This is a genomic window from Acinetobacter towneri (genome assembly GCF_017498585.1).
Lineage (GTDB): Bacteria > Pseudomonadota > Gammaproteobacteria > Pseudomonadales > Moraxellaceae > Acinetobacter > Acinetobacter towneri.
On record NZ_CP071766.1, the window covers coordinates 2,004,330 to 2,025,248 of the forward strand.

Below are 20,919 nucleotides of genomic sequence, written 5' to 3' on the forward strand. Positions count from 1 at the left end.
CAAAACATATTAATCAATATTTGGAGCATCCGCATGAAACTTAATCGTATTTTATTGGGTAGCGTTATCGCAAGTTCTGCCTTGCTTATGAGTACTGCGCATGCAAACGATACACGTGTTGCCGTAAGTTCTGCCTTGGGTGGTGCTGTCGGAGCAGCAATTGGTCAACAAATGGGTGGACAAACAGGCGCGATGATTGGTTCAGCCATTGGTGGTGCGGGCGGTGCTGCAGCTTCTGCCAATAAACGTGACCGTAACGGTGCCATGATTGGTGCTGCCTTGGGCGGTGCAGGTGGATATAGCGTTGGTCGCAATATGGCAGGCAACAATGGTGGCTATGTCGGTGCAGGACTCGGCTCTGCAGGTGGTGCAGTATTAGGTCAAAAAGTTAGTGAAGACCGTCGTGATGATCGTTATGACCGCCGCTATGATAGCCGTGGCTATCGCTACAATGACTACCGTTATAATGACCGTTACCGCAAAGACAATGGCTTACATTTAGGTCACTATAAAAATGGTAAACGTCGTTAATTTCTCACGATACTTCTAACAATCAGCACCTTCGGGTGCTTTTTGTTTGCTGACTACTTGCTTGGATAAATGTTTTTTTATAAAGCGTGCTTTTTGGATGAATGTCGCGCGTTGTTAAATGGCAATATCTCATGACTCGCCCATATATCGAAAATTTTCGATATACAAAATCAGTGCAGCATCGTATGATAAAACTCTCTTTAATCAAGCTGGAATAAATGATGCGTTCCCTGCAAGACACAAAATTTGCCATTCTTGAACTCGCACCTGTACGTGATGATCAATCAGTACAGTTTTCACTGCATCATGCACTTGAATTAGCACGACACGCAGAACAACTCGGCTATGACCGTTTGTGGTTGGCGGAACATCATAATATGGATGGCATTGCCAGCTCAGCAACCGCAGTTCTTTTGGGTTATTTATTAGCAAATACGCAAAAAATTAAACTCGGTTCTGGCGGTATTATGCTCCCCAACCACGCACCGTTAGTGGTCGCTGAACAGTTTGGAACTTTAGCGACTTTATATCCTAACCGTATTGAACTCGGTTTAGGTCGCGCACCAGGCACAGATCAAGTGACCATGCGTGCGCTGCGTCGTGGGCGACAGGAAACTGAAGATCAATTTCCGCAAGATGTTTTAGAAATTTTGCATTACTTTAAAGATGCTGAACCACAACAACGTATTGTTGCTACGCCAGGACAAGGGACACACGTTCCTGTATGGTTGCTTGGTTCAAGTTTATTTAGCGCACAACTTGCTGCAAAATTAGGACTACCCTACTCATTTGCCTCACACTTCGCCCCGCGTATGCTTGCTCAAGCCATTCAGTTATATCGTGACAATTTTGAGCCTTCAGAATATTTAGAGCGGCCTTATGTGTCTATGGGTGTGCCAACAGTGGTTGCAGATACCGACCAAGAAGCAGAATTTTTGGCGACTAGTGCCTATCAGCGTGTTTTAGGTTTAATGCGTGGACAAAGCCTAAAACTCAAAGCTCCAGTTAAAAGCATGGATGGCTTGTGGTCGCCTGCAGAAAAAATGTCAGTCGATAGTTTTTATGCCATGGCGCAAATTGGCTCTAAGGCGACTGTCAAAGCAGGATTGGAAAACTTATTGGCAAAGTATGATGTCGATGAGTTTATTTTTACCTGTGACATCTATGACACAGAAAAACGCTTATACAACTTTGATTTGCTCATGCAAATGAAGTTAGATACTTAATTAGCTCCGACCTTGTAGTTCTATTGAGCTACAAGGTTTCATCAATTAAAAACATTTAAAATAAATAACTTAAATCCGTTTTCTTGTTCTCTTTCGCTTAAATCTCAGTAATCTCAGTTGAATTAATTTTCAATCTTTAGGAATGACTGGCTCGCCTGCACAAAAGACTTTACCAAACAGTACTGCCCCAACAAAATAGAGTAAATGTTCTAATTTATAAAATGAATATATCAAGAGATTCAGCATGGTCAGTCCTAAACACGACGTACATAGACACGCTTTTCAAAACTGCTTGGCAGATTTTCAAGAATTCCAAGGCGAATGCATTCCTGCAACTGAAATCAAACAGCATGACTTCACAGGTTTACGCGTTGCAGTTATTGGTGCAAATCAGGACAGCGTGGCACAACTCGATAGAATTTGTCAGCAAGCAACATCTGTTCAAGTCTTTCAAATTGCACCGCATTTTGTCCTGCCAAGTACAGAACGTGGCATCCATCGCCTAATTAGCCATCCTTTGGTGTTTAAAAATCGACGTTTGTTTAATAACCGCGTCAAAAATATTTTGGCTTTACGCTTTTTAGATGCTCAAGTCAAAGACACGTGGCTTAAACGTCAACTCACACCAAACATTGCAGATACACATCAACGCTATTTTAAATCTGATCATTATTATTCAGCTTTACAACGCGAAAATTGCCATTTGATTACTTGGCCAATTGTCAAAGTCTGTGCACATAGCGTGCATAGTATTGATGGACAAGAACATCCAATTGATACCATTATCACTACATTTTAAGTCACACTAAAAGCATTATCATTTAAATAAATAGTAGCTTGATTTTTATTCTATTTAAATCCAATAAAAAAGAGCCAAAATAAAATTTTGGCTCTTTTAATACATATAGTTTCATTAACCAATACGACGTTTTAAACCTGTCATTTGTAAAACACGTGTTGAAATTTCTTCAATCGACATTTCTGAAACATTTAAATATTTAATCCCTTCTGAAATATAAATACCTTCAATCGCACGCAATTCCATTTGGCATTGATTAAAACTTGCATAACGGCTATTGGCTTTACGTTCAGTACGAATTGCCACAAGGCGTTCAGCATCAATCATCAAGCCAAATAACTTATGTTTATGCGGCTTTAATACGGCTGGCAAACGGTTGTCATCGAGGTCTTCTTCAGTCAATGGATAGTTCGCCACACGAATCCCGAACTGTAAAGAAAGGTAGATGGAAGTTGGCGTTTTACCCGAACGCGACACCCCAATCAGAATCAGATCGGCCTTGTCGTAATGGCGTGTACGTGCGCCATCATCGTTATCTAAGGCAAAATGCACCGCATCAATACGTGCCTTGTAAGATTCAGAATCTGTTACGGCATGCGTCTGCCCGACCAAAGTGGTTGGTGGTGTTCCTAACTCTTCAGAAAGCTTACTAATTAAGCCTTCAAATACATCTAAATTAATTGCTTTGGCAGTGTTGATAATGTCACGCACATATTGGTCAACCAAGGTATCAAACACCAAAGGTAATTGACCATCAATTTGTGCTCGGGCATTAATCTCTGCCACCACATTCATAGCCGCTTCTTCAGACGTAATATAAGGATGAATATGAATATCAAAGTCCACATTTGGAAATTGCGCTAAGAGTGAATGTCCAAGGGTTTCAGCCGTAATTGCAGTTCCATCGGAAATAAAAAAAACACTCCGCTTAATTTGTTTACCATCTGACATTAAAATTCTCCTTAAACATTTGTCTTAGTGCTATATAATCTTTATAGTAAACCGATCTTACATGACTGTCGCTTAGTAAAACCAAATTGCTAAGTAGATTTATTATAATTTCATGACAAGATAGTGATTAATACTGCAAAAGTGGAGTAACAACTTTGGAAGCGCGCGTAATTGGTCTGGAAAAATTAGGGAAACACGATGTTGAGCTCGTGGGTGGGAAAAACTCATCTTTGGGCGAAATGATCAGCCACTTATCTAATGCTGGTGTATCGGTACCAGGTGGCTTTGCAACAACAGCTGCTGCTTATCGTGAATTTCTCGAGCAAAGTGGCCTAAACGCTAAAATTCAAGCAGAGCTAAAAACACTCAATGTAGATGACGTGAATGCGCTTGCTGAAACTGGTGCAAAAATTCGTCAATGGATTGTCGACACTCCGCTTACTGCATCACTAGAACAAGAAATCCGAGTTGCTTTTGAAGCACTCTCTAACGGCAACCCAAACATCGCGGTTGCCGTTCGTTCATCTGCAACTGCAGAAGATCTACCAGACGCATCTTTCGCAGGTCAGCAAGAAACATTCCTAAACATCCGTGGCATTGACAACGTATTAATTGCCATTAAAGAAGTTTTTGCATCTTTGTACAACGACCGCGCGATTTCTTACCGTGTACACCAAAACTTTGACCACGATGTCGTTGCTTTGTCTGCAGGCGTACAACGTATGGTACGTTCAGAAACTGGCGCTGCTGGTGTAATGTTTACCCTAGATACAGAATCTGGTTTCCGTGATGCTGTATTCATTACTGCTTCTTATGGTTTGGGTGAAATGGTGGTTCAGGGTGCAGTTAACCCAGATGAATTCTATATTTCTAAGCCTTTATTAAAAGCAGGCAAACACTCAGTTTTACGTCGTAACCTTGGCTCTAAACACCAAAAAATGATTTATGGTGAAGAAGGCGCGGCTGGTAAATCTGTAGTTGTGGTCGATGTTGAAAAACAAGATCGCCAACAGTTCTCTTTAAATGATCACGAACTACAAGAATTAGCGAAACAAGCGTTAATTATTGAAGAACATTATCAAGCGCCTATGGATATTGAATGGGCAAAAGATGGTGATGACGGTCAAATCTACATCGTTCAAGCACGTCCTGAAACTGTAAAAAGCCGTGAAAACGTCGGTACTATGGAACGCTACCTATTGAAACAAAAAGGTACGGTCATTTGTGAAGGTCGTTCAATTGGTCAGCGTATCGGTTCTGGTAGAGTCCGCGTTGTAACGTCTATTAAAGAAATGGACAAAGTTCAGGAAGGTGACGTTCTTGTTTCAGACATGACTGATCCAGACTGGGAACCAGTGATGAAACGTGCTGCTGCAATTGTCACTAACCGCGGTGGTCGTACTTGTCACGCTGCAATTATTGCCCGTGAATTAGGCGTACCTGCAATTGTAGGTTGTGGTAATGCAACTGAAGTTTTGACTGATGGTCAGGAAGTTACAGTTTCTTGCGCCGAAGGCGACACAGGTTTCATTTATGAAGGTGCTTTAGATTTTGAAGTTCAAAAGAACTCAATCGAATCTATGCCTAAACTTCCGTTCAAAATCATGATGAACGTTGGTAACCCAGACCGCGCATTTGACTTTGCTCAAATTCCAAACGAAGGGATTGGTCTTGCACGTTTAGAATTCATCATCAACCGTATGATTGGTGTGCATCCTAAAGCATTGCTTAATATTGACAGCTTACCACGTGAAACACGTGCAGCAGTTATGGCGCGTACTGCGGGCTATTCATCGCCAATCGAATTCTATGTAGAAAAATTGGTTGAAGGTATTTCTACCCTTGCTGCTGCATTCGCTGACAAACCAGTGATTGTGCGTATGTCTGACTTCAAATCAAACGAATACGCAAACTTAATTGGTGGTAAGTTATATGAGCCAGAAGAAGAAAACCCAATGTTGGGCTTCCGTGGTGCAAGTCGTTATGTGTCTGACAATTTCCGTGACTGCTTCGAGCTTGAATGTCGTGCCTTGAAAAAAGTACGTGACGAAATGGGCTTAACCAACGTACAAATTATGATTCCATTTGTACGTACCGTTGCTGAAGCAAAACGTGTGATCGAATTGCTTGCGCTGAATGGTTTAAAACGTGGTGAAAATGGTCTGAAAGTGATCATGATGTGTGAATTACCAACCAACGCATTGTTGGCTGAACAATTCCTTGAGCACTTCGATGGTTTCTCTATCGGCTCAAATGACTTAACTCAGTTAACACTTGGTTTAGACCGTGACTCAGGCATTGTTTCTCACCTGTTCGATGAACGTGACCCTGCAGTGAAAGCATTACTTTCTATGGCAATTCACGCATGCCGTAAAGCAGGTAAATATGTCGGTATCTGTGGTCAAGGCCCTTCAGATCACCCTGACCTTGCACGTTGGTTAATGGAACAAGGTATTGAATCTGTATCTTTAAACCCAGACTCAGTTTTAGACACTTGGTTCTTCCTTTCTGAAGAAAAAGCTCAACAAGCGTAGTAAAACGTGTTAAAAGAAAACCCATGCACCTGCGTGGGTTTTTTTTCAAATTCATTTTTTGAGATTTTATATTTATGCAAATTTACTTGGCACGAAATAATCAACAAGCTGGGCCATACACCTTAGAGCAGCTCAACCAAATGCTCGCCAGCCAACAAGTGTTGCTGACAGATTTGGCTTGGCACCAAGGCATGAGCGAATGGAAAGCTTTAGGTGAACTCACCCAAGGTAAACTTGTATATGAACCACAAGGCTACGTCAGCACACCACCTACCCCTGAACATTCACCTTTTCAAAATACAGATTACACGGCTACAAACACATCACGACCAAGCTCAGCATCATCAAATTCAAGAACACAGGCAACAAAAAATGAATTGGCGAGCATTAACCAACGTGCTTTAGCCAAAATTATAGACATGTTGTTATGGTTGCCTGCAGCAGCACTTCCCTCTTTTTTCTTAAATGCGGACCAGTTTGAACAATTGTCTGGTTTACAACAAAAAATGCAGGCAGCGACAACGTCTGATCAAGCCATGCAATTGCAAACTGAACTCTTTCAGCTCATTCCAATGCAAGCTTGGCAAGCGGTGGCAATTTATTTATTGATTATGCTGGGCATACAAGCCTTCCTGCTGGCTAAAACTGGACAAAGTATTGGCAAACGTCTGACTAAAATTAAGATTGTCGATGCTGAAACCGATGAAAAAGTCAGCCTAATGCGTGTGTTTACTATTCGCTCTATCATTTTCATTATTTTGAATATGATGTTTATGCCCTTCATCACAATTTTAGATTATGGCTTTGCATTTGGTGCAAAACGACAGGCTTTGCACGATAAACTCGCCAAAACCAAAGTCGTAAAGCAATAATTTGATTTTTATTTATTCAGGGATGATTGATCATCCCTTTTTTCTTATAATATTGATAAATATAAATAAATTAAAATTAACAAAAATAATTCCGAGTATAAAAATTGGTTTTTATTCCCTCCACTTAAAGCCGCTTTATGTGTAGCTTAGTTTGTCGATATCAGGCATAATGCCCTACAACGTAGCGGTGTCCGATGATTAAGAAGACTTTTTCATCTTTTTTGATGTCTTTTTAATCATGCGACACTTTAATCGCTATCCCATATTAAATTAGGGAATGGGACTCTTCACCGAGGTTGTAAAATGAGACAAACGATTTTAGCTGTATTGTCTTTATCTACGATGGCTGCACTCTTAACTGGGTGTGGCGGTGATTTAGTACTTCTGAACTCAAAAGGTCCAGTTGCAGCAGGTCAAAGTAACCTGATGATGACTGCGATTTACCTAATGCTATTGGTGGTTATTCCATCTGCAATTATGGCATTGTGGTTCGGTTGGAAATATCGCGCATCGAATAAAGACGCAGACTATCAACCAACATGGTCACACTCTACTGCAATTGAAATTGTAGTATGGGGTATACCTGTTATTATTATTTGTATTTTAGCTTGGTTAACTTGGTGGGGTTCCCACAAGTACGACCCTTACCGTCCGCTAGAATCCGAAAAAGCTCCTTTAACTGTTCAAGTTATTGCTGAACAATTTAAATGGATCTTCATCTACCCAGAACAGAACATTGCTACTGTTAACGAATTACGCTTCCCAGAGCAAACGCCTGTAAGCTTACGTTTAACATCTAACTTCACAATGAACTCGTTCTTTATCCCTGCATTATCTGGTCAGATTTATGCAATGGCGGGTATGCAAACTCACTTGAACGTTTTAGCAGACAACACGGGCGAATTCCGTGGTTTCTCATCTAACTACTCAGGTTATGGTTTCTCGCAAATGCGCTTTAAAGCTCACTCTGTAACTCAAGCTGATTTTGAGCAATGGGTAACAGCTGTTAAAGCAGGTCAAGGTACGACTATCAATCCTCAAGCTGTTCAAAAAACAGTTTTAGATCAAGCTGAATTTGCTTCTTTACGTGACGGTAACCGTTCACAGAAACAAATTGATGCAATGGTTCGTAACGCCAAAACTGAATTAGAGAAAAAACTTGCTGCAACGGCTTTAAAAGAAGGTCCATATAAGACTCAGCCACATCCTGTGACTTATTACTCTTCTGTTGAGCAAGGCTTGTTTGAATCAGTGATCAATAACTATATGAGTAACTACCATGGTGCTGACCATTCAGCTCCTGTAGTGGCTGGTGAAGCGCCTGCTTCTGAAACTCATGTAGCAGTTGAACATGCGACTGCTTCTCAAGGGGAATAAGACATGAGCTTATTAGGTAAGTTAGGTCCAGATGCAATTCCTTACGATCCAATCGTATTGGTAACTGTTGCAGCGATGATCTTAGGTGGTCTTGCAGCGATTGCTGGTATTACCTACTTCAAAAAATGGGGCTACTTGTGGAACGAATGGTTCACATCTGTAGACCATAAAAAAATTGGTATCATGTATATCTTTGTATCTGTAGTCATGTTACTTCGTGGCTTCGCAGATGCGATCATGATGCGTCTTCAACAGTTCCTTGCGAAAGGTGGTGGTGAAGGCTATTTACACCCAGAACACTATGACCAGATTTTCACCGCACACGGTGTGATCATGATCTTCTTCGTGGCAATGGGTCTTGTTGTTGGCTTAATGAACATCTCTGTACCATTACAGATTGGTGCTCGTGACGTAGCCTTCCCGTTATTAAACTCTTTAAGCTTCTGGTTATTCGCTGGTGCTGCAGGTTTAATGATGGTTTCACTTGCATTAGGTGAATTCGCTGCTACAGGTTGGATGGCTTATCCTCCTCTATCTGGTATCGAATACTCTCCAGGTGTTGGTGTTGACTACTATATTTGGGCACTTCAGGTTTCTGGTCTAGGTACGCTTCTTACTGGTGTTAACTTCTTCGTTACCATCATCAAAATGCGTGCGCCTGGCATGAAACTTATGGACATGCCTGTTTTCACTTGGACAACATTAGTTACTGCGGTACTTATCATTGCAACATTCCCAGTTTTAACTGCGACAATTGCAATGTTAACGCTTGACCGTTACTTCGGTTTCCACTTCTTTACGAACGACATGGGTGGTAGCCCAATGTTGTATGTAAACTTGATTTGGACATGGGGTCACCCAGAAGTTTATATCTTAGTATTACCAGCATTTGGTATTTACTCAGAAGTAACTGCGACTTTTGCTCGCAAAACATTGTTCGGTTACAAATCAATGGTGTACGCAACTGTTGCAATTGGTGTGTTATCACTTGTTGTATGGGTTCACCACTTCTTTACCATGGGTGCAGGTGCCAACGTTAACGCGTTCTTCGGTATCATGACCATGATTATTGCGATTCCTACTGGTGTGAAAATCTTCTCTTGGTTATTCACCATGTACAAGGGTCGTATTACCTACACTACCCCAATGCTTTGGACACTTGGCTTCCTTGTGACTTTTGGTATCGGTGGTTTAACAGGTGTATTAATGGCAGTTCCACCAGCGGACTTCCTTGTACACAACTCTTTATTCCTAATTGCTCACTTCCATAACGTAATTATTGGTGGTGTAGTATTCGCGATGTTCGCAGGTATCATTTACTACTGGCCAAAAATGTTTGGTTGGAGACTCAATGAAACTTGGGGTAAAGCAGCATTCTGGTTCTGGTTCTTCGGTTTCTACTTTGCATTCATGCCACTTTATATCCTTGGTTTCATGGGTATGACTCGTCGTTTGAATACATATGACAACCCAGAATGGGATCCATACTTGGCAATTGCGTTCTTCGGTTCTGTGTTAATTGCTATTGGTCTATTCTGCTTCGTTATGCAGATTGTGGTTGGCTTCCTACAACGCAACCAACGCTTAGACCTTACTGGAGATCCATGGGATGGCCGTACGCTTGAGTGGGCTACTTCTTCTCCAGCACCGTTCTATAACTTTGCTCACCTTCCAAAGATCAATGGTATTGATACTTTCTGGACTGACAAAGAAAATGGTGTTGCATACGCTCGTCCAACTAAGTATGAAGATGTCCATATGCCAACTAACCGTGCAGCTGGCTTCATAATTGCAATGTTTATTACAACTATGGGCTTCGCATTAATCTGGCATATTTGGTGGCTAGCAATCGTTACGTTCATTGCGGCAATCATCAGCTTCATCGTGAGTTCTTTCACGAAGAAAGTGGACTACTATGTTCCTGCTGCTGAAGTTGAGCGTATTGAAAACGAACGCTATGCGATCCTTGAAAAACACTTGAAGAAGGACTAAGACATGGCTGAAGTACTTCATCACGACAACCACGGACATGATGATCATCACCACGATGATACAGACATCACCGTCTTTGGTTTCTGGACCTACTTGATGAGTGACCTTGTAATTTTTGGTACACTTTTCATCGCGTTCGCTGTATTAAGTAGCCACGTTCCAGTAGGCACTCCAACAGCTAAAGATTTGTTTGGCGAGTCATTAGGCTTCGTTTTAACAGAAACTTTTGCCCTGTTGATTTCTTCTGTAACTTTCGGTTTTGCCGTTTTAGCTGCTTACAAGAAAGATGTTGCTAAAGTTCTAACTTGGTTAGGCGTGACTTGGGTTTTCGGTGCGATCTTTATTGGTATGGAACTTTATGAGTTCAACCATTTAGTTCACGCTGGACATGGTCCAAGTGCGAGTGCGTTCTTATCTGCGTTCTTTACTTTGGTTGGTACGCACGGTATTCACGTAACTTCAGGTTTAGTTTGGATGATCGTGTTAATGGTTCAAATCAAGAAATATGGTTTGACTATTCCGAACATGCGTCGTTTAGCTTGCCTAAGCTTGTTCTGGCACTTCCTTGACATCGTTTGGATCTGTGTATTCAGCGTAGTTTACTTGATGGGAGTTCTCTAATGAGTCACGATCACAACTCTGCTGGTGCATCACACGGTAACACTAAGCAATATACGATTGGCTTTATCCTTTCTGTTATCCTTACCATTATTCCTTTTGGTATGGTTATGGCAGGTGGTTTTGGCCGTGGTATTTTGATTACTGTTATTTCGATTACAGCAGTTGCTCAGATTCTTATTCAATTAATTTATTTCTTGCATATGAATTCTTCTTCAGAGCAACGTTGGAACGTGATTGCATTCGTGTATACCATTCTGACCATTGCCATCCTTTTGGTTGGTTCTGTATGGATCATGAACTACCTACACTACAACATGATGATCTAAACTGGTTGTCATGCTGAAAAAGTATTTATTCCTGACAAAGCCAGGAATTCTCTTTGGTAATTTTATTACCACTTTGGGTGGCTACTTTGTAGCTGCCCAAGGTTCTGTAGATTTCCTTCTCCTACTGCTTACTCTGCTTGGTACAACGCTTGTTGTCGCCTCAGGATGTGTGGTCAACAATATTATTGACCAAGACATCGACCAAAAAATGCAACGCACACAAAACCGTGCTTTAGTGAAAAAAACTGTTTCTGTTCCTATTGCGCTGATTTATTCAGTGGTATTGGGCATAATTGGTTTTAGCATTTTATGGTTTGGAGTTAACGCATACGCTTTTCTTTTTGCACTGATTGGTTTCGTGGTTTATGTCGGCTTTTACAGTCTATGGACCAAACGCACAACAATTCATCAAACCATTATTGGCAGTATTTCAGGCGCAAGCCCACCTGTCATTGGTTATACCGCTGTTGCAAATCAATTTGACTTAGCTGCACTACTTATCTTTTTAGGTTATGCACTTTGGCAAATGCCCCACTCTTGGGCGATTGCAATTTACCGTTTTGATGATTACAAAAATGCGGGGATTCCAATTTTGCCAGTTGCTCGTTCAATTTTACGAACGAAAATTGAATCACTAATTTATGTGGTGTTATTTACCGTTGCCATGAATGGACTGTTTGTATTTGGTTATGCAAACTGGCTATATCTGGTTATTTTGAATGCACTTTGTATTTATTGGTTCTATATTGGCGTCATTGGCTTCAAAGCAGAAAATGATCAATTATGGGCAAAACGCTTTTTCCTATTTTCGGTTATTTTAATTACTGTTGTGAGTTTATGTTTTAGCTTTACAGCAACCGCACCAAGCACGCAAATCATACTTTTTTAAAAGATAGAGTTTAGCTCTATCTTTTAATGGAGTGCCTACCCTCTCCACACTTCAATATTTAAATAATAACAATTTATCTGTCTTTGATTTATTCGTCCTTAATAATTTTCGAATTAAACACTCTAAAAGTTAGTGACATACAACTACAAAGTATAAAATTTAAATTCCAATCATAGATGCAAAATATTAGATTCCCTTTTTACCCAAGCCGATCTTTTCTTAGACCAAGCCTTGTATTTACTTGGTAAAAGCTCTAAAATTCACGCTTCGCAATTTTGCGACACAACTTCGGTTGTGACTCCTTGCTTCTGGCTCAATTTAGTCAGGGGCTGCATAAACCGTAAGGAGCTGACAATGCGTCACTACGAAATCGTACTTTTGGTACACCCAGACCAAAGCGATCAAGTTGTGGGTATGGTAGAACGTTACCTAACTCACATCAAAGAAGCTGAAGGTCAAATTCACCGTTTAGAAGATTGGGGCCGTCGTCAATTGGCTTACCCAATTAACAAAATTCACAAAGCGCACTACATTCTTATGAACGTTGAATGTGGTCAAACTACGCTTGACGAGTTAGAAGAATTGTTCCGTTATAACGACGCGATCCTTCGTAGCTTGATCATCCGTCGTGAAAACGCTATCACTGAAGAGTCATTATTGGCTAAGAGTGCTGAAGAAAAACGTGCGCGTAAAGCTCAACGTGAAGAAGCACAACACGCTAACCAAGACTCTGCTGAAGCTTAAGGAGAACATCAATGGCACGTTTTTACCGTCGTCGCAAGTTCTGCCGCTTTACAGCTGAGAACGTTACGTACATCGACTACAAAGATATCGATACACTAAAACAGTACATCACTGAAAATGGCAAGATTGTTCCTAGCCGTATTACAGGTACTAAAGCTCGTTACCAACGTCAATTAGCGCTTGCTATTAAACAAGCTCGCTACTTAGCGTTGATCCCTTACACTGACAATCATAAGTGAGGTTGAGCTGTGGATATTATCTTATTACAACGCATTAAGAACCTTGGTAAATTAGGCGATAAAGTTTCAGTTAAAGCTGGTTACGGCCGTAACTACTTGATCCCTCAAGGTAAAGCAGTTGCTGCAACTGAAGCAAACACTGCTGCATTTGAAGCTCGTCGTGCTGAACTTGAGAAGCAAGAAGCTGAAATTTTAGCTGCTGCTCAAGCACGTGCTGACCAATTGAACGAAGTTAACATCGTAATCACTGCTAAAGCTGGTGATGAAGGTAAACTTTTCGGTTCTATCGGTACTCGTGACATCGCTGACGCGTTAACGAATGCTGGTCTTGAAGTTGACCGTGCAGAAGTTCGTTTACCAAACGGTGCGCTTCGTCACACTGGTGAATTCAACATCGCAATCCAATTGCACCATGATGTTGTTGCTGAAGTTCTCGTTACTATCGTATCTGAGTAATTTTCTGCAAAAGAAAAGAGCATGCCTAATCGCATGCTCTTTTTTTGTCTTTAGAATATACAGTTAGTACAATTTTCCTAAATCGATCTATACGCTTTGACTTATCCTTCACCAAAATCTACTCGCTTTTTTTTCTAGAGGGCGTATCATCGGGAAGTGGAAAGAATATGAGTTTCAAGTTCTATCCCCCGTGCATTATTCAGCATTTACTGTTTTAAAAATCAGGGATTTATATGTCACAGGCGACTGCTAGCGCAAAGCAACATACTGCAAAGTCTGATCTAAAACCAAATGAGAACAGCCCGCTTAAAGAGTTTCGTACCCCACCGCATAACTTAGCCATCGAACAAGCTGTTTTGGCTGCGTTGATGACTGTAGCCGAATCTTTTGAACAAGTGGGTGATGTATTACAAGAATCTGATTTTTACGCGACACGCCACAAATATATTTTCCGCGCTATTGATTCTTTATCTAAAGAAAACTCACCTTATGATGCTGTTTTGGTGAATGACTGGCTGATTAAACAAAATTTACTCGAAGCTGCGGGCGGTGAAGAATATTTAATGCAGCTCATGGCAGACTCACCTTCTAGTTTTTATAACCTAGAAACCTATGCCACGAAAATTAAAGAATTCTCAACCCTCAGAAACATGATTAAAGTCAGTTCTGAAATTTTACAAAATGCCTATGACACCAAAGGGCGTAGTGTAAGTGAGATTTTAGATTTGGCTGAAACTAATATTTTCCAAATTGCCGAACAACACAATAACAATGCCAAAGCGCAAGGCCCAAAAGCCATTTCGAGTGTGGTTGCCGATGTATTCGACAAACTTGATGAACTTTCTAAAATGGAAGGTAACATCACAGGCTTAACCACAGGCTTTGTGGAGTTAGATAATAAAACTTCGGGCATGCAAGCAGGTGACTTGATTATTGTCGCTGCGCGTCCATCTATGGGTAAAACCACCTTTGCCATGAACTTGGTCGAAAGTGTTTTGTTTAACAATGATTTGCCTGCCCTTGTATACTCTATGGAAATGCCTGCAGACTCAATCGCAATGCGTTTAATTTCTGCATACGGCAAAGTGCATCAAGGGAATTTACGTTCAGGTAAACTCAGTGGCGATGAATGGTCAAAAGTCACAGGCACGATTTTACAACTGCAAGAAAAGCATTTGTATATTGATGACTCATCTGCCCTGCCGCCTACGGAAGTACGTGCACGTGCGCGACGCATTGCCAAACAACATGGCGGTAAAATTGGCTGTATCATGGTCGATTATTTGCAGTTAATGAAAGTCCCAGGCATGGGCGATAACCGTGTCGGCGAAATCTCAGAAATTTCACGTAGCTTAAAAGCCTTGGCCAAAGAGATGAACTGCCCTGTGATTGCTTTGTCACAGCTCAACCGCTCATTAGAGAACCGACCTAATAAACGCCCTGTGATGTCTGACTTGCGTGAATCTGGTGCAATTGAGCAAGATGCGGACTTAATCATGTTTATTTACCGCGACGAAGTTTACAATAAAGAATCTAAAGAAGCAGGCACTGCCGAAATTATTATTGGTAAACAGCGTAACGGCCCTATTGGTACGGTACGTCTTGCTTTTGAAGGACAATATACCCGTTTTAGTAATTTATCTCCTGAGTATTATGCTCAGTATGATGATGAAGAGTAATGCTTGCATTGCTCTTTTTATTAAAACCATGATTTAATCTGACTTATTAACTTTGCCCACCATAGTTTCCAGCTTGAGAGTAAATTCCAATCTTGGCTATTTTCTTCCATTTCAAATGATGGAAATGCTTTATTTAGTTGCTCGCATGTCGGATACTTTTGTTGCAGTTGCGCCAAATAATGTGTCTGATCATAGTCTATAAAACCATCTAAAATCCCAACCTCTGCTCTATCGCCTGTAGAACAATTTGATGTCTGCTTATTCCAAGCTAAAAATGGGGCAATCGGTTTAGATAAAACAAACTGGTCATTCTTACAGTTTAATGCTGCAAATAAAATTACTCGATATTGCTGGGGTTTAGCACCATCTGGTGCATAAGCTAAACCAATAATTAATTGGTTTTTAGCTGTACTTTTACCTGAAAATCCACTGTACCATTGGGTGGGCTTTTTATATTTAACTTCATCTAGTATTGAGCGAAAAATAAATTGACCTGAACTAAGTTGAAAGATGAAGTCTGAACTCCCCTGTACTGCCAGTGAACCTTGGTAACGGGCAATAAATACGTCATTGGGTGAATGTGGCATACAAGCCATAACTGACTGACAAAAAAATAAAGTACTCCATCCCAGATAACAAAATATTTTCATTATTTATTCAACATATCCAAGTTTAAAATGCATTGTTTAATCTCTCTTTGAGTTCATTTAAATTACGAACCCACTCTCCACAATCATCTGAATCTTGCCATAACTCGTACAGTTTAGAATTTCCTGAGTGAGAGCATCTAACACCATAATAGCTTTTAGAACGTATAGTTTTATATGAAAAATAAAGTCTGAAACTTTTACAAATTATTTGCAATCAATAACCTAATAGATTTTTCGATCTTAAATTAATTTATGATCAAAAACTTAAATGTTCATGTCTATTTGAGGTTGATAGGTCTACAATAGTGAATATTTTTAAATAGAACTATTTTTAGTATTTATTTATCACTCCACAGTGTATCTAACACAAATTACCAATTGTCATTCCCAAGGAGTATTTAGGGTGCGCCAAGCAACAGTTTATATTGACAGTCAGGCACTGCAATATAATTTAAACCGTGTCAAACAACTTGCCCCAACAGCAAAAATTGTTAGCATGGTCAAGGCCAATGCTTACGGACATGGTGTAAAAGACTGCTTAGCAGCTTTAAAATACAGCGATGCCTTTGGTGTCGCTTGCGTTGAAGAAGCCTTAGAAATTCGTGAATTGGGATATACGCAGCCCATCACCCTGATTGAAGGTGTTTTTTCTGCCGATGAAATGCAAAGTGTGTTGGCACACAAATTGGAATGTGTAGTGCATCATCAAGCACAGCTCGATTGGCTACTACAACATAAAGCTGATTATATCGCACAAGGCTTAAAAGTCTGGGTCAAACTCAACAGCGGCATGAATCGTTTAGGTTTTAAAATTCCTGAAATTATTGATGTGATTCACATGCTCAAAGCCGAAGGTTTTACCTGTGTGTTGACCATGCATTTTGCCAATGCCGATGGTGATCATGCTTTAAATGATCAACAAGTCGCGCAATTTTTGCATGTCAAAGACAATTGCAGCCCTATTCTTGCTTCTTGCTGTAACTCTGCTGCAATCTATCGTTATCCCGAATTGCATTTTGATTATGTACGCCCAGGCATTATGCTTTACGGTGCAACGCCTTTTGCCGCACATAATGTGCATACACTCGACTTAAAGCCTGTGATGACTTTAAGCGCAGAAGTGATCGCACTAAATGAAATTGATGCAGGCGAACACGTCGGCTACGGTTCAACCTTTACTGCAGAACAAGCCATGCAAATTGCGATTGTTTCAATTGGCTATGGCGATGGTTATCCACGTACATTTGTGCAGCCAAATTTTGTTGCGATTGGTACAAAATTAACGCCTGTACTTGGTCGTGTGTCTATGGATATGATTGCCATTGATGTCACAGGTTTAGACGTTGAATTAGGCACACAAGTTGAACTATGGGGCAAACACCGTTTGGTGGATGATGTTGCCACAGCCAATGGTACGATTGGTTATGAACTCCTCTGTCGTTTAAGCCCACGTCCGCAACGTAAAACAACTGCACTTTAAATATTCTTTATATAGCTTTGTTAAATGGCATGTAGCTAGATCGCTACATGCCATTTCATTTTAATATGTCTATCTAAGTGAATAATTCAACTTTAAATCCATCCTCAACATTACAACGCACTTCAAGCACAACAACTATTAATTGCACATATTAAAAAAATCTAAATCCAAATAATCTGCTCGCAGTATGTATTTTAACTGTCATATATCTACAACTTATAGCAAACCCTTATTTGCACCAGTTCTCTGAACTTTGCTGCGTCCTGCACGATGAATCAATAACTTCACTGTAGCTGCTTGTTCAAATCCTTATATGCTGCCGTTTCTTCCTCAAGATATTTCCAATATTTGTTTACTTTTGACTTTAAAGCATCATCAAACTGCAGTCTGTTTGCAATATAAAACGCTTAATTTCTAAACAAGAATAAAGAGGAAAAACTTCTTATTTTTTATAACCTTATTCTGCTTAGGAAAACAACATGTCTGAACAAAAAGTAGCTTTAGTGACGGGTGCATTAGGTGGTATTGGCAGTGAGATTTGCCGTCAACTGGTTACAGCAGGCTATAAAATTATCGCAACGGTTGTACCACGTGAAGAAGACCGCGAAAAACAATGGCTTCAAAGTGAAGGATTTCAAGACAGCGATGTACGCTTTGTCTTAACGGATTTAAATAACCACGAAGCGGTAACAGCAGCTATTCAAGAAGCAATTGCTGCTGAAGGTCGTGTCGATGTGCTGGTCAATAATGCAGGCATCACCCGTGATGCAACTTTTAAAAAGATGAGCTATGAACAGTGGTCACAAGTCATTGATACCAACTTAAAAACATTGTTCACAGTGACTCAGCCCGTGTTTAACAAAATGTTAGAACAAAAGTCGGGACGTATTGTCAATATCAGCTCAGTCAACGGTTTAAAAGGTCAATTTGGTCAAGCCAACTACTCTGCAACTAAGGCAGGCATCATCGGCTTTAGCAAAGCTTTGGCGCAAGAAGGCGCACGTTCAAATATCTGCGTGAACGTCGTTGCACCAGGTTATACCGCAACCCCGATGGTCACAGCCATGCGCGAAGAAGTAATTAAAAGCATTGAAGCACAAATTCCTCTGCAACGTCTTGCCGCCCCTACCGAAATTGCGGCAGCAGTTATGTATTTAGTGAGTGATCATGCTGCATACGTAACAGGCGAAACCTTATCAATCAACGGCGGCTTATACATGCACTAAGCGTGTAACACCTCATTTTAATCTACAAGTTTATTTACTGGAGTGACACCCATGCTATACGGCGACTTATTTTCAAACATGAATGCTCAATACAAAAACGTGTTTGAACCGTACACCAAATTCAACAGTATAGTTGCAAAAAATTTTGCTAACTTAACCAACCTACAATTAGAAGCAGCACGCAACTATGCCAACATTGGTTTAGCACAAATGTTTGCCAATAGCGAAGTGAAAGACATGCAAAGCATGGTGAACTGCACCACCAAGCAATTAGAAACTATAAACAAACTCAGTCAGCAAATGATTGAAGATGGCAAAAAATTAGCAACACTGACTTCAGAAGTCAAAGCAGAATTTGAAAAGTTAGTCAGCGATTCAATGCCAAATAATAAATAAACACTGCTCTGAAAACCATGCGTTATCAGGACGAATGTTACGGGGAAGTGTGAAAATTTCCCCGTTTTAGTTTCAGCCTTGCACTCAATTTGATTGCTAAAAGCCATGTGCTATGGAGCGATGAAATGAAACAGAACTCATTTCAATTCAAAGAAAATATATTACAATTTTTCTCTAGCCACGATGATATCTGGAAAAAACTACAAGAATTTTATTATGGGCAAAGCCCTATTAATGACGCCTTAACACAGCTCAACAAAGAAGATATGTCTATGTTCTTTGAAGCTTTGTCTAAAAATCCAGCACGCTTGATGGAAATGCAATGGAGCTGGTGGCAAGGTCAAATGCAAATCTACCAAAATGTGATGATGCGCAGTGTGGCAAAAGACATCGAACCATTCATTCAACCTGAAAGTGGTGATCGTCGTTTTAACAGCCCATTATGGCAAGAACAACCCAATTTTGACCTGTTATCGCAGTCTTATTTGCTGTTTAGCCAACTGGTACAAAATATGGTGGATGTCGTAGAAGGCATTCCAGACAAAGTGCGTTACCGCATTCACTTTTTTACCCGTCAAATGATTAATGCTTTATCACCAAGCAATTTTCTTTGGACTAACCCTGAAGTGATTCAGCAAACCATTACCGAACAAGGCGAAAACCTTGTCCGTGGTATGCAAATTTTCCATGATGATGTGGTCAATAGCGGAAAATATTTATCTATTCGCATAGTCAATAGTGACTCTTTTAGCTTGGGTAAAGATTTAGCCTATACACCAGGCGCAGTGGTCTTTGAAAATGAAATTTTCCAGTTGTTGCAATATGAAGCAACGACAGAAAATGTATATCAAACCCCGATTCTAATCGTGCCGCCATTTATTAATAAATATTATGTGCTGGATTTACGCGAACAAAACTCATTGGTGAACTGGTTACGTCAGCAAGGTCATACGGTCTTTTTAATGTCTTGGCGTAACCCAAATGCTGAACAAAAATAACTCACTTTCGCTGATCTGATCACCGCAGGTGCGGTTGAAGCTTTGCGTGTTATTGAAGAAATTACAGGAGAAAAAGAAGCCAACTGTATCGGCTATTGTATTGGTGGTACTTTACTTGCTGCAACGCAGGCTTATTACGTGGCAAAACGCCTGAAAAGTCATGTGAAATCTGCCACGTATATGGCAACCATTATCGACTTTGAAAACCCAGGCAGCTTAGGCGTATTTATTAATGAACCTGTGATTAATGGTTTAGAAACCTTAAATAATCAATTCGGTTATTTTGATGGTCGCCAATTGGCAGTTACGTTCAGTTTGTTACGTGAAAATACCCTGTACTGGAACTACTACATCGAGAACTATTTAAAAGGCAAAGAGCCTTCAGATTTCGATATTTTGTATTGGAACTGCGACGGCACCAATATTCCTGCCAAAATTCATAATTTCTTATTGCGTAATTTGTATTTGAATAATGAATTGATTTCACCAAACGCAGTGAAAGTAAACGGTGTTGGACTCAACCTTTCTCGTGTCAAAACACCAAGCTTCTTTATTGCAACGCAGGAAGATCATATCGCACTTTGGGATACAAGCTTCCGTGGTGCAGATTACTTAGGCGGTGAATCTACACTGGTACTTGGTGAATCTGGACACTTGGCAGGCATTGTGAATCCGCCAAGTCGTAATAAATACGGCTGCTATACCAACTCTGCCAAGTTTGAAAATACCAAGCAATGGCTAGATGGTGCAGAGTATCATCCTGAATCTTGGTGGCTACGCTGGCAGGCTTGGGTCACACCGTATGCAGGCGAACAAGTCCCTGCCCGCGCCTTAGGTAATGCGCAATATCCAATGATAGAAGCAGCACCAGGTCGCTATGTTTTGGTAAATTTATTTTAATCAGTCATATAACAACAGCAATGCACATGCTAT

General features: G+C 40.5%; 21 protein-coding genes. 19 read left to right on the forward strand and 2 right to left on the reverse strand.

The features are described 5' to 3' along the window. Nucleotides 1-33: 33 nt before the first annotated feature. The 3 genes from J4G44_RS09720 to J4G44_RS09730 all read left to right on the forward strand — a co-directional run bounded on the left by J4G44_RS09720 (nucleotide 34) and on the right by J4G44_RS09730 (nucleotide 2,556). Complete coding sequence (locus tag J4G44_RS09720) at nucleotides 34-531, forward strand: hypothetical protein (protein WP_004973185.1); 498 nt, start codon at nucleotides 34-36, stop codon at nucleotides 529-531. Nucleotides 532-752: 221 nt separating this feature from the next. Continuing rightward, nucleotides 753-1,757 (forward strand): LLM class flavin-dependent oxidoreductase, encoded by a 1,005-nt coding sequence (locus tag J4G44_RS09725; RefSeq protein ID WP_179991102.1) that lies wholly within the window; start codon nucleotides 753-755, stop codon nucleotides 1,755-1,757. Between the two features lie 244 nt (nucleotides 1,758-2,001). Beyond that, entirely contained in the window at nucleotides 2,002-2,556 is a 555-nt protein-coding gene (locus J4G44_RS09730) for an NAD(P)/FAD-dependent oxidoreductase (protein ID WP_004973179.1), read from the forward strand. Nucleotides 2,557-2,670: 114 nt separating this feature from the next. Here the strand turns inward: J4G44_RS09730 and ppsR are convergent, their stop codons facing one another. Then, on the reverse strand, nucleotides 2,671-3,507 hold the full coding sequence (gene ppsR, locus J4G44_RS09735) for a posphoenolpyruvate synthetase regulatory kinase/phosphorylase PpsR (protein WP_004973178.1): 837 nt from the start codon (nucleotides 3,505-3,507) through the stop codon (nucleotides 2,671-2,673). A 155-nt stretch (nucleotides 3,508-3,662) separates the two neighbouring features. Between ppsR and ppsA the strand changes: the two genes are divergently transcribed. The 11 genes from ppsA (at nucleotide 3,663) to dnaB (ending at nucleotide 15,236) form a co-directional block, all read left to right on the forward strand. Continuing rightward, nucleotides 3,663-6,041, forward strand: coding sequence for a phosphoenolpyruvate synthase (gene ppsA / locus J4G44_RS09740; RefSeq protein ID WP_004973175.1), 2,379 nt, complete (start codon nucleotides 3,663-3,665; stop codon nucleotides 6,039-6,041). A 74-nt stretch (nucleotides 6,042-6,115) separates the two neighbouring features. After that, complete coding sequence (locus J4G44_RS09745) at nucleotides 6,116-6,913, forward strand: RDD family protein (protein WP_180158714.1); 798 nt, start codon at nucleotides 6,116-6,118, stop codon at nucleotides 6,911-6,913. Nucleotides 6,914-7,216: 303 nt separating this feature from the next. Continuing rightward, nucleotides 7,217-8,290 (forward strand): ubiquinol oxidase subunit II, encoded by a 1,074-nt coding sequence (cyoA, locus tag J4G44_RS09750; RefSeq protein WP_004973169.1) that lies wholly within the window; start codon nucleotides 7,217-7,219, stop codon nucleotides 8,288-8,290. Nucleotides 8,291-8,293: 3 nt separating this feature from the next. Next, complete coding sequence (gene cyoB / locus J4G44_RS09755) at nucleotides 8,294-10,282, forward strand: cytochrome o ubiquinol oxidase subunit I (protein WP_096900904.1); 1,989 nt, start codon at nucleotides 8,294-8,296, stop codon at nucleotides 10,280-10,282. Nucleotides 10,283-10,285: 3 nt separating this feature from the next. Beyond that, nucleotides 10,286-10,903, forward strand: a complete 618-nt coding sequence (gene cyoC, locus J4G44_RS09760) for a cytochrome o ubiquinol oxidase subunit III (protein WP_004973159.1) — start codon at nucleotides 10,286-10,288, stop codon at nucleotides 10,901-10,903. Continuing rightward, nucleotides 10,903-11,229, forward strand: a complete 327-nt coding sequence (locus J4G44_RS09765) for a cytochrome o ubiquinol oxidase subunit IV (RefSeq protein ID WP_004973158.1) — start codon at nucleotides 10,903-10,905, stop codon at nucleotides 11,227-11,229. Before cyoC ends, J4G44_RS09765 begins: the two co-directional genes overlap by 1 nt. Nucleotides 11,230-11,239: 10 nt before the next feature. After that, complete coding sequence (gene cyoE / locus J4G44_RS09770; protein WP_004973155.1) at nucleotides 11,240-12,118, forward strand: heme o synthase; 879 nt, start codon at nucleotides 11,240-11,242, stop codon at nucleotides 12,116-12,118. Nucleotides 12,119-12,472: 354 nt separating this feature from the next. Further along, complete coding sequence (rpsF, locus tag J4G44_RS09775) at nucleotides 12,473-12,862, forward strand: 30S ribosomal protein S6 (protein ID WP_004973153.1); 390 nt, start codon at nucleotides 12,473-12,475, stop codon at nucleotides 12,860-12,862. Between the two features lie 11 nt (nucleotides 12,863-12,873). Next, nucleotides 12,874-13,101 carry a 30S ribosomal protein S18 gene (gene rpsR / locus J4G44_RS09780; protein WP_004719336.1) on the forward strand — a complete coding sequence of 76 codons (228 nt, stop codon included), beginning with the start codon at nucleotides 12,874-12,876 and terminating at the stop codon, nucleotides 13,099-13,101. A 9-nt stretch (nucleotides 13,102-13,110) separates the two neighbouring features. Beyond that, complete coding sequence (gene rplI, locus J4G44_RS09785) at nucleotides 13,111-13,557, forward strand: 50S ribosomal protein L9 (RefSeq protein ID WP_004973150.1); 447 nt, start codon at nucleotides 13,111-13,113, stop codon at nucleotides 13,555-13,557. A 233-nt stretch (nucleotides 13,558-13,790) separates the two neighbouring features. Then, nucleotides 13,791-15,236, forward strand: a complete 1,446-nt coding sequence (gene dnaB, locus J4G44_RS09790; protein WP_004973149.1) for a replicative DNA helicase — start codon at nucleotides 13,791-13,793, stop codon at nucleotides 15,234-15,236. A 20-nt stretch (nucleotides 15,237-15,256) separates the two neighbouring features. On the opposite strand, the gene J4G44_RS09795 is transcribed toward dnaB, so the two are convergent. Further along, nucleotides 15,257-15,823 carry a hypothetical protein gene (locus J4G44_RS09795; RefSeq protein ID WP_180158741.1) on the reverse strand — a complete coding sequence of 189 codons (567 nt, stop codon included), beginning with the start codon at nucleotides 15,821-15,823 and terminating at the stop codon, nucleotides 15,257-15,259. A 466-nt stretch (nucleotides 15,824-16,289) separates the two neighbouring features. Between J4G44_RS09795 and alr the strand changes: the two genes are divergently transcribed. The 5 genes from alr (at nucleotide 16,290) to J4G44_RS13575 (ending at nucleotide 20,886) form a co-directional block, all read left to right on the forward strand. Next, on the forward strand, nucleotides 16,290-17,366 hold the full coding sequence (gene alr / locus J4G44_RS09800) for an alanine racemase (RefSeq protein ID WP_180158715.1): 1,077 nt from the start codon (nucleotides 16,290-16,292) through the stop codon (nucleotides 17,364-17,366). Nucleotides 17,367-17,845: 479 nt separating this feature from the next. Continuing rightward, nucleotides 17,846-18,592 (forward strand): beta-ketoacyl-ACP reductase, encoded by a 747-nt coding sequence (gene phbB, locus J4G44_RS09805; RefSeq protein WP_207973593.1) that lies wholly within the window; start codon nucleotides 17,846-17,848, stop codon nucleotides 18,590-18,592. A 51-nt stretch (nucleotides 18,593-18,643) separates the two neighbouring features. Then, a complete protein-coding gene (locus J4G44_RS09810; RefSeq protein WP_207973594.1) occupies nucleotides 18,644-18,988 on the forward strand; it encodes a phasin family protein in 345 nt (114 codons plus the stop codon). Nucleotides 18,989-19,113: 125 nt separating this feature from the next. Continuing rightward, complete coding sequence (locus J4G44_RS13570) at nucleotides 19,114-19,986, forward strand: class I poly(R)-hydroxyalkanoic acid synthase (RefSeq protein WP_228291689.1); 873 nt, start codon at nucleotides 19,114-19,116, stop codon at nucleotides 19,984-19,986. A gap of 42 nt (nucleotides 19,987-20,028) precedes the next feature. Continuing rightward, on the forward strand, nucleotides 20,029-20,886 hold the full coding sequence (locus J4G44_RS13575; protein WP_265738105.1) for an alpha/beta fold hydrolase: 858 nt from the start codon (nucleotides 20,029-20,031) through the stop codon (nucleotides 20,884-20,886). The last annotated feature ends 33 nt before the right edge of the window (nucleotides 20,887-20,919 follow it).